General features: G+C 46.7%; 11 protein-coding genes. All 11 read left to right on the top strand.

Annotation, left to right across the window (positions count from 1 at the left end; all coding sequences use genetic code 11):
- Nucleotides 1-163 precede the first annotated feature (163 nt).
- On the top strand, nt 164-1,762 hold the full coding sequence (locus AB0L18_RS05915; RefSeq protein WP_367391658.1) for a sodium:solute symporter: 1,599 nt from the start codon (nt 164-166) through the stop codon (nt 1,760-1,762).
- A gap of 275 nt (nt 1,763-2,037) precedes the next feature.
- A complete protein-coding gene (locus AB0L18_RS05910) occupies nt 2,038-3,027 on the top strand; it encodes a beta-ketoacyl-ACP synthase III (RefSeq protein WP_367391657.1) in 990 nt (329 codons plus the stop codon).
- A gap of 375 nt (nt 3,028-3,402) precedes the next feature.
- The gene (locus tag AB0L18_RS05905) at nt 3,403-8,877 is read left to right on the top strand and encodes a T9SS type A sorting domain-containing protein (RefSeq protein ID WP_367391656.1); all 5,475 of its coding nucleotides are present in this window, start codon (nt 3,403-3,405) and stop codon (nt 8,875-8,877) included.
- 187 nt (nt 8,878-9,064) lie between these two features.
- Nucleotides 9,065-9,280 (top strand): hypothetical protein, encoded by a 216-nt coding sequence (locus AB0L18_RS05900; RefSeq protein WP_367391655.1) that lies wholly within the window; start codon nt 9,065-9,067, stop codon nt 9,278-9,280.
- Between the two features lie 57 nt (nt 9,281-9,337).
- Complete coding sequence (locus AB0L18_RS05895) at nt 9,338-9,868, top strand: hypothetical protein (protein ID WP_367391654.1); 531 nt, start codon at nt 9,338-9,340, stop codon at nt 9,866-9,868.
- Nucleotides 9,861-10,409, top strand: a complete 549-nt coding sequence (locus tag AB0L18_RS05890; RefSeq protein WP_367391653.1) for a helix-turn-helix domain-containing protein — start codon at nt 9,861-9,863, stop codon at nt 10,407-10,409. The genes AB0L18_RS05895 and AB0L18_RS05890 overlap by 8 nt, the downstream gene beginning before the upstream one ends.
- A 474-nt stretch (nt 10,410-10,883) precedes the next feature.
- The gene (locus AB0L18_RS05885) at nt 10,884-12,776 is read left to right on the top strand and encodes an amidophosphoribosyltransferase (protein ID WP_367391652.1); all 1,893 of its coding nucleotides are present in this window, start codon (nt 10,884-10,886) and stop codon (nt 12,774-12,776) included.
- A 52-nt stretch (nt 12,777-12,828) separates the two neighbouring features.
- On the top strand, nt 12,829-14,049 hold the full coding sequence (gene hflX, locus AB0L18_RS05880) for a GTPase HflX (RefSeq protein ID WP_367391651.1): 1,221 nt from the start codon (nt 12,829-12,831) through the stop codon (nt 14,047-14,049).
- A 44-nt stretch (nt 14,050-14,093) separates the two neighbouring features.
- Entirely contained in the window at nt 14,094-15,191 is a 1,098-nt protein-coding gene (locus tag AB0L18_RS05875; protein ID WP_367391650.1) for an aminopeptidase, read from the top strand.
- Between the two features lie 162 nt (nt 15,192-15,353).
- On the top strand, nt 15,354-16,115 hold the full coding sequence (locus tag AB0L18_RS05870; protein WP_367391649.1) for a hypothetical protein: 762 nt from the start codon (nt 15,354-15,356) through the stop codon (nt 16,113-16,115).
- 99 nt (nt 16,116-16,214) lie between these two features.
- Entirely contained in the window at nt 16,215-17,231 is a 1,017-nt protein-coding gene (gene galE, locus AB0L18_RS05865) for a UDP-glucose 4-epimerase GalE (protein ID WP_367391648.1), read from the top strand.
- The last annotated feature ends 103 nt before the right edge of the window (nt 17,232-17,334 follow it).

Below are 17,334 nucleotides of genomic sequence, written 5' to 3'. Positions count from 1 at the left end.
TAAACACCGAGATCCATTACACTTTTCCTTTTGCACCACAACCCAATCGTATACCGGCATGACCTCACTGAGCGTCGTGCCGGTTTTTTTTGGTGAATACTCATCGGCTACCGGATTTTTATATCTTTGCCTGTGCAGTTTACCTGCATCCAGCTTTCATACTATGGTACAAACTTTGACACCAACCGTTATCATTAGCATTATCACCGGCTATTTCCTGGTGCTAATTCTTATTTCCTATTTTACCAGTAAGGGGGAAAATAGCAATGAGACATTTTTCTTGGCGGGCCGTAAATCCCCTTGGTTCTTAGTGGCTTTTGGAATGATTGGTGCAAGCCTGTCTGGAGTTACCTTTATATCTGTTCCTGGGTGGGTAGGGGAAGTAGATGCCCATACGGGAAAAACACAGGGTTTTGCCTACCTACAAATGGTGCTGGGGTATTTGTTGGGGTATGCGGTTATTGCTACCGTTTTACTTCCCTTGTATTACCGCTTAGGACTTACTTCAATTTATGAATTTCTGGAACAACGTTTTGGGCGTTATTCCTATAAAATTGGTGCTTTCTACTTCTTGGTGTCGCGGATCATTGGTGCATCTTTCCGACTTTATCTCGTAGCGATTGTTTTACAGGAGTTTGTCATGAACCCTTTTGGTATTCCTTTTCCGGTGACCGTACTTGCGACCATTCTGTTGATTTGGATCTACACTTTTCGGGGAGGTATCAAAACCATTGTTTACACGGATACCTTGCAGACCTTTTCTATGCTCCTTGCTGTAATTTTAACAATATTGGGTATTGGGCAGGCGCTGGAAACCGATGTTTCTGGTTTGGTGGAAATGGTGTCTAATAGCAATTACAGTCAAGTATTTTTCTTTGAAGGAGGCTGGAGTGATCCATATAATTTTTGGAAACAATTTTTAGCTGGTGCTTTGATTACCATCGTGATGACTGGTCTTGATCAGGATATGATGCAAAAGAACCTCAGTTGTAAAAGTATTGGCGATGCTCAAAAGAACATGTTTACCTTCAGTATAGTGCTGTTCTTTGCCAACATTCTTTTCCTTTCTTTGGGCGCTTTGCTTTACATCTACGCCGTCCAGGTAGGCATTGATATTCCAGCCAGCACGGATAAGTTATATCCTTTGATCGCACTTCAGAATCTGTCTCCATATATTGGTATCCTGTTTATTATTGGCCTGATTGCTGCTGCTTATTCTAGTGCTGATTCTGCACTGACGGCATTGACGACTTCTTTTTGTGTAGATTTTCTTGGGTTTGGCAAACAAGAAGAGAACGAAGAAGTGCAGGCTGCGCAAAAGCGGACACGCTTTTTGGTGCACATTGCTTTTTCCGGGGTATTGCTTATTGTAATTCTTATTTTCAATGCCTTGAACAACGATGCGGTCATCAAGCAGTTATTCACAGCTGCCGGCTATACTTATGGACCGCTGTTGGGCTTGTTTACCTTTGGCATGACGACCAACCTTAAAATTCGGGAAGTACTTGACCTTGGTACCTATAAATGGGGCGAAAAACTCCCACCTTTTCTACGAAAAGTTAACCTGGTTATTCTGGTTTGTTTACTCGCACCTTGTCTGTCTTTTTTTATTGACAGCTACTCTGCGGACTTACTTTATGGGTTTAAATTCGGATTCCTCATTATTGCGCTTAATGGCTTTATAACGTTTTTAGGGCTGCTAGCTATCTCGTATCACGACTACGAAGACCAGCTGGATAAGCACGAACCTTACCAAGAGTAAAATCTTTAGTGACGGAACAAAAATAACTGATTCCATTTTTGATTCGCTAAAATTTTCTAAGCAAGTAACTAAAAGGAGCTTGCGTGAAAATATTCGCGAATCGTTGGAAAAAATGGAATCAGTTATTTCCGTCAAATTACTTAGGAACCGTAACTCCTTCGATTGTTAAGTTTTAGCCTTCATGAATTTTAGCGAGATATTCTTACCTTGCGTCGATTTTTACGCAATGCATTAGGCTGAACCCGTTTTTAAGCCTATAAAGATAACTATTGATCATGTCGAAGATTCGTGCAGCCATTACTGGTGTTCAGGGTTATGTACCCGACTATGTACTTACCAACGCTGAGTTGGAAACGATGGTAGATACCAATGATGAATGGATAACCTCCCGTACAGGAATCAAAGAAAGACACATTCTCAAAGGCGAAAACCAGGGCACTTCTGTCATGGGGATAGAGGCCGTAAAGGGAGTGTTGGCTAAGACGAATACCGATCCTGCAGAGGTGGAGCTCGTGATTTGTGCTACGGTTACCCCCGATATGCAGTTTCCTGATACTGCAAATTTGATCGCCAATGCACTAGGCATGACCAATGCTTTTTGCTTTGATGTGAACGCGGCCTGTTCCGGTTTTCTGTACGCACTCACGGTAGGTGCGCAGTTTATCGCCAATGGGAAGCATAAAAAAGTAGTCGTAATCGGTGCCGATAAAATGTCGTCAATTGTTGATTATACAGACCGGTCGACTTGTATCATCTTCGGAGATGGTGCTGGTGCTGTCATGCTGGAGCCCGACACCAGTGGCAACGGTATCATAGACTACATTCACAAAAGTGATGGTTCTGGAGCAGAGTTTCTGCATTTGAAAGCGGGTGGATCAATGAAGCCAGCGTCGGTAGAGACGGTTTTAGCACGTGAGCACTTTGCTTTTCAAAACGGTCGCCCAGTATTCAAAGCGGCAGTCTCTGGAATGAGCAGTGTGGTTGGCGAAGTGATGAAAGCCAATGGCTTAGAGACCGACGATATCAAATGGCTGGTACCTCACCAAGCCAATATTCGCATCATTGAAACCGTATCCCGGATGGCTGATTTCCCAATGGAACGGGTGATGATCAATATTCATAAATACGGCAATACCACCGCCGCTACCCTCCCGCTTTGCTTGTGGGATTACGAAGACCAGCTTGAGAAAGGTGATAATATCATCCTGACCGCCTTTGGTGGGGGCTTTACTTGGGGGGCTGTGTATTTGAAGTGGGCGATTTAGCAGCATCTTACTATTGATCCTCGGAGTACTTACTTCGCCGTCCCCTTAATACCTATCATGTAAATTGCCAGGCACCTTGAAGGTTCCAGTCAATACCCACTGCCGTTGGAAGAAATCTTAAAGGTGCCTTCCAACTGATGATATAAATACCAAGGCTATTGCTTGCTTGAAACCCGCGCTACGCGGGTTTTTCTTTTTTGGCACACCTTTTGCTTTACCACTAATAAAGGAGAAATAAAATTTTCTTTAATGGTTAAAAATCTGGTTACGAGTGTGATATGCACTTGGTAGCCCTGGTAAAGCTATGCTAAGATTCCAGTCATTTCTATTGAACACGATTAGGTGAGCTGCTGGCTTACCCAAAAACAACCAAGCATGAAACGCAAACAAGAAGAGTGGCGGTCCCAGGCTCACTTGCAGCGGGGCCCCTCGCAGGAAAGACTACTGAAGATGAAGAAAGAAGTAAAGCAAAGTGTTTTGCGCGTCGTCCACGTGCAAGAAACTCCGAAAAAAGACCTTCTCTGGCCGGGTGTGCAGCGTTTGCTGTTTTTGCCTTGCCTTTTGCTTTTATTGTCGATAAGCGGTTGGTCGCAGACCCCTACGATTTTTCTGGGGACGGACGCTACAACCGGAGCACAGTGCCATTGTTTGAACAATGCTACTACCTTGGAAGATGGTCAGTTTACGGATACCATTACCATCGTAAGTGCACCGGGTGAAACCTGGACATTGACGAGCAATACAGGTGCTTTTTCGGCCGGAAGTGCCGCACCACCAGCCACACCCACCCCAATTGCAACGGGGGTGGTAGTGTCAGAGGTGAGTGCTGGCGTCTATCGGCTGGTGATTCGGCATGTTGATGCGCAGGGCTTTGCTGTAGGCTTTAATAACGGGTCAACAACCCTCAATATTAATAACACCTGTTATTACCCCAATGTCGATTTTCTGGGCTTGCCGGATACCATTTGTCTTACCAGTAACCCCGTGATGCTGTTGGCACAAAATAACGGTGTTGCCGGGGTAGGAGCTTTCACGATAGAAGGCCAGCCTGCTACCGTTTTCAATGCTCAAATATTGGGTGCAGGGACTTATACCGTTACCTACACCTTTGATGCGTTGACAGGGACGCCGGGCAACCCCAATGATCCGGGCTGTGTATCGGTCATTAGCAAGGAAGTTGTTGTTCCTGCGCAGCCCAATACGGCGGTCATCGCGCTGGTGAATGTAACTTTGGGGCAAGACTGTGAAGCAGTGATCACCCCAGACATGATGCTGTCGGGGGATTATCCGTGTTTGGATGATTTTATTATCAACGTCTTTGACCAAAACGGGATTAATATTGGCAACACCGTCAACGGTAGCCACGTAGGGGAGCGCCTCAATGTGCGCGTCATGTCAGAAGCAGGCCAATTTATTGGTGATGGGCAAATAGATATTTTTGATGTAGATGCCCCCACCATCAGTTGTCCGCCGGGCAATAGCATGCCGCAAATTGCCAACGAAGTACAGCTTCTCAATGGTAGTTTGCCCAATACCTCATCGCTGTTTATACCAAACAACTTCGCTTGCTACAATGCTGCGGTAGCGCCTATGAGTGGACAGCATTACTATACCTTGCAGCAAATAACCGTAGACCAGACCGATGTGTACACCATTGAGCTGAACATGGATCTGCCCAATGGCGGGGTGTTTGGTATTTACCAGGGAGCTTTTAATCCTTTTCAGGGCCCTTGCCAGGGCATCGTAGGCGTGGGAGAGCCTTTGCCTGATGGTGAAGGTTATTACACCACCGTTGATGCGGTGACCCGTTTGCACGTCATGCTCACACCGGGAATGCCTTACACCTTGCTGACGATGGCTTACGATGGCAATCAACTGGCCAATTACCAGTATGCTTTTTACAGTGTAGGTAGCGGCCGGGTGAATAACCTTACCAGTGTTCCAGCTACCATTCAGTTGCCTTTATACTGTAGCAGCGTTCCAGGCTTGATCAATAATCCGAACAGTGTAGATCTGCTCGGCGCTCCGGTAGTCAATGATGCTTGTATGCTCAATCCACCAGTGACTTTTACCGATCAATTTACAAATGGAGGGAATTGTGGCACTTCGACCATTACCCGGACATTTACCGTCTCGGACCAGGCTGGAAATAGCAACCAGTGTACCCAGCAGATCAACTTTTCGCCAATTACTATGGCTGATGTTAATTTTCCACCCAAGACCTTCAATATTGCTTGTGATGTGACTTTTCCTGCGCTTCCCAATGGCAATCCGTCTCCTACATTGACGGGGTATCCCTTTGTAATTACCGCTGGAGGAGTATTTAATATTGCGCCCGTTTACTGCAATATGCTGTCGAGCTATGTAGATATACCTCGCGTAGAGGTGTGTACCGGAACGGAGCAGTTTATCCGCCGGTGGACGGTTTTTGATGATTGTGGAAACACCGCCCTTGTTCAGTTTGACCAAACGATCATCATCGGTGACCGTACGGGGCCAGTGATCAGCTGCCCTGCGCCGGATAGTGATATGAATGGCTTGCCCGACACCTTGGTGTATGGTACGCAAGGAGCCAGTTGTACGGGTACCCTGGAAGTGCCACTGCCTAATGTGACGGACAATTGTAGTGGCTGGACGGTGAGAACCGAAGTGGTGACGCAACTACAAGTGCCCATTCTTAACCCATTCGGGCAAGTGATTGGTTATGAGACCCAGGTAAATGTGTTTGCGACCATCCCTCCGAATGGTAGCCGTATTGTGCCGAATGTACCCGTAGGCACCCACTTCTTCCGCTTTATCGCTACGGATGATTGTGGCAATACCGCACAGACCGAGTGCCCGTTTCGAATTGAAGATTTTGCTATCCCGACCGCTGCTTGTGATGATCTCATTCATATCTCCCTTGGCGGAGATGGGGTAGGCGTTATCACGGCGCAAGATATTGACGAAGGAAGTTCTGATAACTGTGGCCCGGTAAGTTTGCAGGTAAGACGAGCGCTTGATTTCAATCCAGCAAACTGCAATGCTACTGCTCCGAGTGTTACACCTTGGGGCCCATTTGTAAATCTCTACTGTTGTGAAGTAGGGGATACCGTAACGGTAGATTTGTTGGTGACCGATATTGTGGGGAACTTCAACACGTGTTCGGGGCAAGTTGTGGTTAGCGACAATACCGCACCCGTATGTCTGGCGCCTCAGCCCGTGACGATCAACTGTTCAGAATTGCCAGAAGGGGCAGATTTGGAAAATACCAGTGTGCTAGCTGCCTTGTTTGGATCGGTACAGGCAATCGACGCCTGCCAAGGAGCACTGACGGCGGAATTCACACCTCAGTTAAATCTACAAAACTGTGGCTTAGGCTCCATTGTACGTCAGTTCCAAGTGAGTGATGTGGCAGGGAATACCAGCAGTTGTCAGCAGATCATCAATATTACGACCAACACGAACTATGAGATCAAATTCCCTAAAGATGTGATTGGCAATTGTGCCGAACCCGGTGCGGATACCTTGGTGATCAATAACTTTGGTTGTGATGACTTTGCTGTGAATGTCAACGATCAGCGGTTTAACGTGGTAAATGGCGCTTGTTACAAAATCATGCGTACTTATTCCATCATCAATTGGTGTGAATACGATGGTTTTTCTGCGCCTGTAGATGTACCACGGAATGCTGCCTGCCAGGCAGAAGGAGGAATGCAGGATGTATGGGTGATTCGTGTCCCTAATGGCACGACTTATCTGGACGCTGATAACAATCAAAACAATGGCTTCCCGGCGGCAGGTACCCGCCCGATCACTTGTGATGGAAACACTAACCCAGCCGGCTATTGGCGAACGATTCAAAGCAATGGTTCGTGGACGTATACCCAGGTCATAAAAGTGATTGATACGACCCCTCCAGTGGTGACGGCTACCGCCCCCGCACCTTTCTGTACGGTGAACAACGCCTGTGAAGGAAGCGTAAATATTGGTTTTAGTATTTCCGATGGTTGTGCGGCTTCGCCTCCAACGCTGACGGCTGCCGTGGCTTTGTTTAACAACGGACAGTTTACAACACCAGTTACCTTGTCGGGAACCTTCCCCAATTATCAGGTGAGTGGTACCTTCCCGCTGGGAAGTCACCGCTTGCGAATAACCGCCAATGATCAATGTGGGAACTCGGGAAGTAGAACGGTTGATTTCTCCATTGTCGATTGTAACGCCGCCGGATTTTTCTGCAATGCCAATATGGCCGTGCCGCTGATGCCACAACTCCCCGGCGTAGATGCTGACGGCGACGGCGACGATGACCTGGCCGCAGCAGCCGTGACGGCGGAAATGTTTTTGGCCAGCGTTGGCGAAGATTGTTCCGACCCACTGCGCTACACCATCCACCGTGTCGACCAATTGGACAACGGTAGCGATGTGCCCTTCCCCAATCACCCGGCATTGGTCGTGACTTGTGATGAAATCGGTTTTCTTCCGGTAAGGATTTACCAGTGGGACAGCGCTTTCAACCCAACGGCTGTACAACCCGACGGCACGGTAGGTGGGCCAAACTATACGACGTGTGACGCCTTGCTGCAAGTACAAGATAACAATGGTCTTTGTAGTACCCCCACGCTAATGGGGACCGTTTCGGGCCTGATCATTACGGAAGAAGGCGTGCCCGTTTCCGGGGTAGAAGTGAGCCCAAGGGAAGACATGGCCTACGATATGATGATGACGGAAAGCGATGGTCTTTACGACTTTGAGTTGGCCACGCAGGAAGGCTACAATATCCAGCCTTACAGTGCTGATGATTATTTGAATGGCGTGTCAACGATTGATATCATTTACATCTCCAAGCATATTCTTGGGGTCGATCCACTGGATTCTCCGTACAAAATGATTGCGGCGGATATCAACCACTCCAACACCATCACTACGCTCGACCTGGTGCATTTGCGGAAAGCTATTTTGGGGATCACCCAAGGCTTCCCCAACAACGAAAGCTGGCGTTTTGTGGATGCGGCGTACAACTTCCCCAACCAAGCCAACCCTTGGGAGGAGACGTTCCCGGAAACGGTAGGTATTCCGATGTTGAGCAACAACGTCTACGGTGCCGACTTCATCGCAGTGAAAGTGGGAGACATCAACGGCAACGTACACGCCAACCTCAACGACGGAGGGGAAGAGCGTGCGGCAGGCAATACTTACTATCTGCGAACCGAGGAGCACGCATTTGCAGCAGGAGAAACCATTGAAGCCGTGTTTACCGCCGCCGACCTGGCCGACGAAGTGCAAGGCTTCCAGTTTACCCTCCAATTTGATCCCGGAAAGATTGCCCTGGAGAACATTGAATGGAGCCAGATTCAGCCTGCTCACGTCAACCAGGAACAAGCCGCCCGCGGTATCCTGACCATCAGCTGGGATGCCAGCCAGACGGAGCAATACCTGAGCCAGGAGGAAATGACCTTCTTCATCCTGCGCTTCAAAGCGCAAGCGGATGGCCGACTCAGCGAAAGCATCGGCATCACCTCGCGAATGCTGCCTGCCGAAGCCTACGGCCTCGACGATAGCTTGCGCGAAATAGGCCTGAATTTTGCGCCAGCAGCCAAATCAGCAGACGGGTTCTTCCTGGAGCAAAACCGCCCCAACCCCTTCGGTGACCAGACCATCATCGGTTTCCAAATCCCCGAAGGCGGACAAGTAACCCTGACGATCTACGATACCAACGGCAAAGTAGTACGCGCCTACCAGCAATACTACACCGCCGGCTACAACCAAATACTGGTAGATGCCCAAGACATCGCCGCCCGCGGCCTGCTGTACTACAAACTGGAAACCGACCAGTACGCAGCCACGAAGAAAATGGTGATCTTGGAGTAGGAGGAGCGCGTGCCGCGCCGGTAGATAGATATTGAGTAGAGGGTAGAGGGAAGTTGCTACTAGTAGGTATTCATCTCTCTACTTTCTACCAGAAATCCCTGTACGAGATTTGGGGACAAATCTCTTTAAAGACGTAATTTTTTTCATCTGTACATTTCGTGTACAATTAGGTGTAAACCGATGTGGAATGGGTTTTAACACCGTCGGCCGGCCTCCGCTTTGTGGGGGCCGGTTTTTTTGTGGGGTGGGGATTCTATTGGTCACCAACGACCACCAAAACACCTGGAACGGCCGGTTCAACGAAGCCTTAGCCGCCCCTGGCAACTACGTCTATTTTGTGGAGTGGATTGATCTGGTGGGCAATGTCAGGACGGAAACGGGGGAGGTGTTGTTGTTGCGGTAGGAAAAAGTTGTGAGGAAGACTTTAGTAGAAAACAGAAGATAGAGAAATAACCAATGTTTGTTTATTGATTTAATAAACTATGTTTCGTATATTCGTGTACAAGAACAGGAGTTTATGAAGTTAAAGCATTTGCCGTCTGGTAAAGAATTAGAGGCCGAAATTTCAGAGCTATCAAAGAAAGAGTACAAATCAATAAAGAAAGACACCGGCTTTTCTTTTGATTGGCAGATTGAAAAAGAAAACGAGGTTTATAAAATATACCTTGTTTCCGATAAAAAAGGGGTACTTGGATTGATGTCTCTTGTGGATCGTAAGGATGAATATAGGATACATCTAAACTTACTAGAAGTAAAAGCACGTCACCAAGGAAAAACCAAAGAAATTGATAATATAGCTGGTTGCCTTATTGCTTTTGCGGCAGAAATTGCGATAAAAAAAGGCTACTACGGATTCGTTTCTTTAACACCTAAGACAAGATTAATTGATCACTACCAAGATAAATATGGCTTTCGTCAATACGGACGTTATTTAGGTATAGAAGGAACTGCATCACAAATTCTTGTTGAAAAATATCTGAAAGATGAGTAAAGAAAAAGAACCTACCTACGAAGATTTACGAAAAAAATATTCTGATGAAGAAATCGCAGAGAGCTTTGTCTTCAGAAGCACAATGAATGATGCTGAACAAGCTGAAGCTGATGAAGAATTTAGAAGAATCAGGTTCGAACTTCTAAAGAATATGTCAGATGAACAGGTTCTTCAAGGAGAGCTCTTAAGAACCAAATACTTGATGAAAGATTACTTTAATCAGCACCTCTTTCTTGAAGAGTATTCTTTTTCAAATCAGTTGAGAAAATATATAAGCTTATTAAAGAGAAATATGGCAGACTTTGCTTCGGATGTAGGTATTCATAAAACAACTCTAAGTAGAATACTTAACGATAGAGAGCATCCTAATGTCGACTTGATGTATAGGTTAGAGCAGCATAGCGGGAAAATGATTCCAGCTACTTATTGGTATAAGCTGCATTCAAGAAAACTGGAAGAAGAAATAAAGCGAAATGATGAAAAGAGAACAGAAGAATATAAAAAGGTTAAGAACGAATTGAAGTTTAAGTTATCCGCATAGAGATAAGCTAACTTACAGAACAAGCGATTGATGCAATACGCAGTCTCTCTGTTTAGAGTATTGCTAGAAGGATGCTGAGAAGAATGGTGAGCCATGCGTAGAAAACAACCCTTAATCGACGCAAAAAATGCGTAGAATAATCGCTTTTTCAACGTAAAACTTAAATTGCGGTGGTCAGGCTTGTTTTACTTCATTTCGTTTGAACTTATTTCATGAGTAGCTATATCCATCAAAAAAAGACTAGCCAAATTTCACGTGGGAGGATGAGTAATTGTTGTCTTTGTTTGGCTAGTTTAGGCATTTGCATGGGCGCTTGCTTGGGAGTATGGAAGCTGTAGGTTTTGCGTTCAGGAGGTTGAAGCACCAACTATGAATTGGTCTAACCACAACGTTTTTCACATTCATAGCGTTTATCCTAGTCTAAGCTGATTTTATTCTCCTATTTTTGCAGGAAATTTCTGTATATCCCTCCACATGAGCGAGCAAATCAAACACGAGTGCGGTATAGCCATGATTCGGCTCCGCAAGCCCCTTTCTTTTTACCAGGACAAGTATGGTACTTCCCTCTACGGCCTCAATAAGCTGAAATTGTTGATGCAGAAGATGCGCAATCGCGGCCAGGATGGCGCTGGTCTGGCGACGCTAAAACTGGACATCGAGCCGGGGCACAAGTACATTAGCCGTAAACGGAGCAATGCTTCCAACTACCTTGATGACTTGTTTGAAAAAGTATTCGAACGCTTCACGAAACTAACGCCCGAGCAACTGGCCGACGGGGAGTGGCTGAAAGCGAACCTACCCTATACGGGCGAATTACTCATGGGGCACTTGCGCTACGGAACGCACGGCGATAACAGTATCGAAACCTGCCACCCGTTTTTGCGGCAAAACAACTGGATTCCCCGTAACCTGATCCTGGCGGGCAATTTCAACCTCACCAACGTGGATGAGCTGTTCCAGGAACTGGTGGAGCTGGGGCAATACCCCAAGGAGATCAGTGATACCGTAACGGTATTGGAAAAGATCGGCCATTTTCTGGACGATGAAGTACAACGCCTGTTCAACTGGTTCAAATCGGATGGTTATACCAATCGGGAAATCAATGACCTCATCTTTGATAAACTCGACTTGCAGCGACTGCTACGCCGAGCCAGTAAGAAGTTTGACGGCGGCTATGTGATGAGTGGTCTCATTGGTCACGGCGACGCTTTCATGATGCGCGACCCCAATGGCATTCGTCCGGCGTATTATTATCAGGATGAAGAAATTGTGGTGGCTGCCAGTGAGCGGCCAGCTATCCAGACAGCCCTCAATGTACACATCAGTAAAGTGAAGGAAATCCCGCGCGGGCATGCCTTGATCGTCAAGCGCAATGGTACTACTTCGGTGGTTCCTTTTACCGATCCGGGAGAAAAGCTGGGTTGCTCTTTCGAGCGAATTTATTTTAGCCGTGGCAATGACCGTGACATTTACCTGGAGCGCAAGGAATTGGGCCGTCGTTTGGCCAAAGCAGTGTTGAACAGCGTTAAAAACAACTTCAAGCGGACGGTATTTTCTTTTATTCCCAATACCGCAGAGATCGCTTTCTACGGCCTGGTCGATGGCCTGGAAAATGAGTTGAATGTGCTCAAGGCAGAGAAGATCGCGGATATGGGAAAAAATATCAACCCGGAAAAGCTGGAGAAAATACTGAATACGAGAGCGAGGGTAGAAAAAATCGTGGTCAAAGACGCTAAGGTGCGTACCTTTATTGCAGATACGACTTCGCGGGGAGCCATGGTGTCGCACGTCTATGATGTGACTTATGGCATCGTGGAAAACGAAAAAGATACCCTGGTGTTGATGGATGATTCGATTGTGCGGGGAACGACCATGCGCGACAGTATTATCCAGATTGTCTCTCGTTTGCGACCCAAGAAAATAATTGTGGTCTCTTCGGCACCACAAATTCGATACCCTGATTGTTACGGTATTGATATGTCGAAGATGAACGAATTTGTGGCTTTTCGGGCCTTGGTGGCTTTGTTAAAAGAAAACAAAAAAGAACACCTTTTGCAGGAATGTTACGAACGCTGCAAAGCACAGGAGCAATTGCCCAAGGAAGAAATGACCAATCAGGTCAAGGCCCTCTACGAAGAGTTCACCTACGAGGAAGTATCTGCTAAAATTGCAGAAATTATCACGCCTCCTGACATTAAGCCTAAAGTAGAGGTTATTTACCAAACGATCGAAGACTTGCGAGCTTCTTGCCCAGGCAATAGCGGCGACTGGTACTTTTCCGGTGATTATCCAACCCCTGGCGGGAACCGTGTCGTCAACAAATCGTTTATGTACTTTATGGAAGGCAAAGACAAAAGGGCGTATTAGTGTTCACCCGACCCTTCGTCGGGAGAGCACTTTGATTAAAAAGAAGATTATTATGGAACAGCAGGGATGGAATGTAGGCGCTTCTTCGCAACAGAAGGGGCTGGCTGAAAAAGAAGAGCAGGTTATTCTTGTCGGTTTGGTTACGCGTGACCAGACGGAGGATATGATTACGGAGTATTTGGATGAATTGGAGTTTTTGGCGCTCACGGCAGGGGCCAGAACCATTAAGCGATTTATTCAGAAAATGGATCATCCCAACCGCAGAACTTTTGTGGGGAAAGGAAAGATGGAAGAGATCGCCGCTTATATCGAAACCCACGAAGATGTCACGGCCGTCATTTTTGATGATGACCTCTCGGGGAAACAAACCAATATTCTGGAAGAAGAACTGAAGGTAAAAATCATCGACCGCTCTTCGCTTATTCTGGATATTTTCGCCCGCCGGGCACAAACGGCTCAAGCCAAAACCCAGGTAGAGCTCGCGCAGATGCAGTACCTCCTGCCCCGACTGCGAGGACTATGGACCCACTTGGAACGCCAGCGTGGAGGTATCGGGATGCGTGGACCCGGTGAAAAAGAAATCGAGACCGACCGTCGTATTGTTCGCGACAAAATTTCGAAGCTTAAGAAACAACTGGAAAAAATTGATCAGCAGAACGAGACCCAACGCAAAACCCGTGGGGAGTTGATTCGCGTAGCCCTGGTGGGTTATACCAATGTGGGCAAGAGTACCATCATGAATTTGCTGACCAAATCAGAAGTGTTTGCAGAAAACAAGCTCTTTGCAACACTGGATACCACGGTACGCAAAGTGGCTTTTGATCGTACGCCCTTCCTCTTGTCTGATACCGTAGGGTTTATCCGTAAATTGCCTCACCACCTGGTAGAGAGTTTCAAGTCTACGCTGGATGAAGTTCGCGAAAGCGACATCCTTCTGCACGTGGTCGATTTGGCGCACCCCCAGCACGAAGACCATATCAGAACCGTCAACGAGACCCTGAAAGAATTGGAGGCCATCGAAAAGCCTACGCTAATGGTTTTCAACAAAGTGGATCTGTACCGCGAAAAGAACTACGATCTCTACGTTGATGATGAGGTAAAGGAGGAAATTGAAGCGGGGTTGAAACAACGCCTGGAAGCACAATTTGAACAGGAAAGTGTATTGGTATCAGCCATTACTAAAGAAAATATTGAAACTTTGCGTAGTAAAATGATGGAAATGGTAAAGGCACAATATCATATCCGTTATCCTTACATTGCAAAACAATGGTAGCCGTACTGCTGTTGTTTTTATAGTTCTAGTACCACCCGGATAAAATGAAAAACATACTACAAAGCTACGCCCGACTCCTTGTGAATTATTGCCTGGAGCTGAAAGCAGGAGAGCGCCTATACATCAGAACAACTACACTCGCCGAGGATTTGCTCCGAGAAGTTTATCGCGAGGCGGTTCGAGTGGGAGCGCACGTAGAATACGAACTGGAGTTCAGAGAGCAGAACCGAATCTTTTTGGAAACGGCCAATGACGAACAACTCCAGTATGTTTCGCCCCTGTATCGCCAGGCGATGGAGGAGTTTGACGCTTATCTCTATATCCGTGCGCCCTTCAATTTACGAGAGGGGCAGCAAATTGATCCAGATCGGCGAGAAATTCGCCAGGAGGCGCTAGCAGATCTCTCGAAGACCTATTTTAAACGTACCGCAGACCGTTCTTTAAAGCGCAATCTTTGCCAGTTTCCGACTCAAGCTGCTGCTCAGGAAGCAGGAATGTCGTTGGAAGAATACGAAGACTTTATCTACGGAGCTTGCCGTCTTTACGACGAAGATCCTATCGAAAGCTGGTTGCAGGTACGCAAGAATCAACAACGCATTGTCGATCACCTCAATGTCTGCCAGGAAATCCGCTACCGGAGTCCACTTTTTGACATTACCTATCGTACCGATGGGCGGATCTTTATGAATTCTGATGGGCAAACCAATATGCCCAGCGGAGAAGTTTATACTTCGCCTGTGGAGGATTCCGTTAATGGCGTAGTGCATTTTGATTATCCTGCGATTTATCAAGGAGAAGAAGTGCAGGGCGTAACCCTATGGGTGAAAGATGGCTACATTGACAAGTGGGAAGCCAAGCAAGGCCAGAAGGTGCTGGATAGGGTATTTCAAATCCCTGGTACACGGAGGTTCGGCGAAGCAGCTATCGGCACAAATTATGGCATCGACCGATTCACCAAGAATATTCTTTTTGATGAAAAAATAGGCGGAACCATCCACATGGCCATCGGGCAATCCTATCTTCAGACCGGGGGTAAGAACGAGTCGACAGTCCACTGGGATATGATAGCCGACATGACAAAAGGTGGAGAAATCTACGCAAACGGGGAAAAAATTTATGAAAACGGGCAATTTGTCCTTTAAATCCTTATCTTTTTGCCCGTGTTTAGGAGGTGTAAGGATAGTTTTAGCTGGAAAGTACTTAATGGAATTAAAATTTCTGGCTACCTTGCATATTCATTACCAAATGAACAACAGAATAACACCCGAAAACAATTACAGTAAACTGAAACACAACCTCAAACCGTGAACAGGAACATCGCATTTTTGGAATTAAAGTATGGCAATATTTACGGAGGGTACCCAAACTTCTACGCCATCAGTGAAATCTCCTTGTTAGTTTTTGAACAAGGCTCTAACCGAATTTTTCTCGAAAGCTGGGTCAACAGTGCCAACGTTGATGTCGTCAATGTGTATGCACAGACGAATGAACTAGGTCATACCGTCGGCCGTGGAAAAGAAGTAATCAATATGCGGACCCGTAGGCGGAGCCGCTTTGATGAAAACTTCCGCCTCGAAGAACATGATCTTTCTTATGCTTTCAGAAACTTGCGTTCAACCAAGATGGCCATCAAGAGCTTCTTGCTTCGCAACTTCAAGAAATACCGCTTCGAAGACATCGTTGTCTTTGATGGTCGCCGGGATATCTTCCTTTGCGAGCGTGCTGGCGTAAACTTCGGCCGTCACCAGATCATCGACATTCAGAAAGACCTCAACCGGGAAACGGATTACCTTTTCAGCTTGAATAAGTTGGCGGTGGTGATTGGTTTTGAAATGGATCGTTCTTACCTCCGTTCCAACAACCTGGAATACTGGCTGCACCCAATCGCTGCCCGTCAGTTGATGCCGAAGTCAGCGGCTTTTGATGCTGCTCGTCTGATGATGATTTTCAATGAATACACTGAGCACCACGACGACTTCCTGATGAAGGCGGCACTGTTGCTTAATAAGATACAGAATACAAAAGAAGAAGAAGAAAAGAACAGGGCATCTGACTCCGAGGAATAAAATCCCCAATTTTAGAACTTCTTTCTTATACATCCCGAATATTAGCGTAGTGGCTGGTATTCGGGATTTTTCTTCTGGGTGTGAAAACAAAACAACAACATGAGCAAAGGGAAAATTTTAGTAACCGGAGGTTGTGGTTACATCGGTAGCCATACTATCGTGGATTTGATTGAACACGGTTATGATGTAGTTTCGGTAGACAACCTTAGTAATGCTGATGAATCGGCACTGGCTGGCGTAGCTCAAATCACGGGTGTGAAAGTAAAAAACCACGTGATTGATCTAGCGGATCGGGAAGCTACCCTGCAATTGTTTAGAGAAGAAGCTTTCACGGGAGTTATCCACTTTGCAGCACTGAAACACGTGGGCGAGTCGGTACACCAGCCTGTTCGTTACTATAAAAATAACCTCAATAGCCTGCTTCACGTTATCGAAGGCATGGAGGAGACAGGGTGCCAACACCTGATCTTCTCTTCTTCTTGCTCGGTTTACGGTAATACGGAAGAATTGCCCGTTACGGAAACCACCCCTCGCCAACAGGCAGAGTCGCCCTATGGTCGGACCAAGCAAATGTGCGAAGACATTCTTTTTGATGTTTGTCGGGTAAGCCCCGAATTGCAGGCGGTACTACTGCGTTATTTCAACCCCGCCGGAGCGCATCCTAGCAGCTTGATTGGGGAAGCACCCTCTAACCCTGCCTCCAATCTGGCCCCAGTGATCACCGAAACGGCCATTGGTAAGCGAAAAGAAATGATGGTCTTTGGCGATGATTACGATACCCGCGACGGTAGTTGTATTCGCGATTACATCCACGTGGTAGACCTCGCCCATGCACATACGCTGGCGTTGGATTACCTTCGTGAAAATCGTCAGGCTAGCAATTGTGAACTTTTTAACCTTGGTATTGGTGCCGGAGTAAGCGTCTTGGAAGCTATTAAAGCTTTCGAAGCAGTGACGGGCGTAAAGCTTAATTATCGCATCGGTGAGCGCCGGGCAGGCGACGTGGTTGCGATCTACGCCAATGCGGAGAAAGCTAACCGAGAACTAGGCTGGCAACCTCGTTACGATATCCAGGACATTATGAAGACGGCCTGGGCTTGGGAGCAGAAGCGATAACGTCAGGTCTTATTGGTTCTAGCGTTTAACATAATGGTAACGCCAGGGTAATGTGTGAGGTCATTTTTTTCTCGGTATTTTAGCAAATTGATAGAGCTTAAAA

Source organism: Lewinella sp. LCG006 (genome assembly GCF_040784935.1).
In the GTDB taxonomy this organism is placed as follows: domain Bacteria; phylum Bacteroidota; class Bacteroidia; order Chitinophagales; family Saprospiraceae; genus Lewinella.
This window is presented reverse-complemented; position numbering and strand designations above follow the sequence as displayed.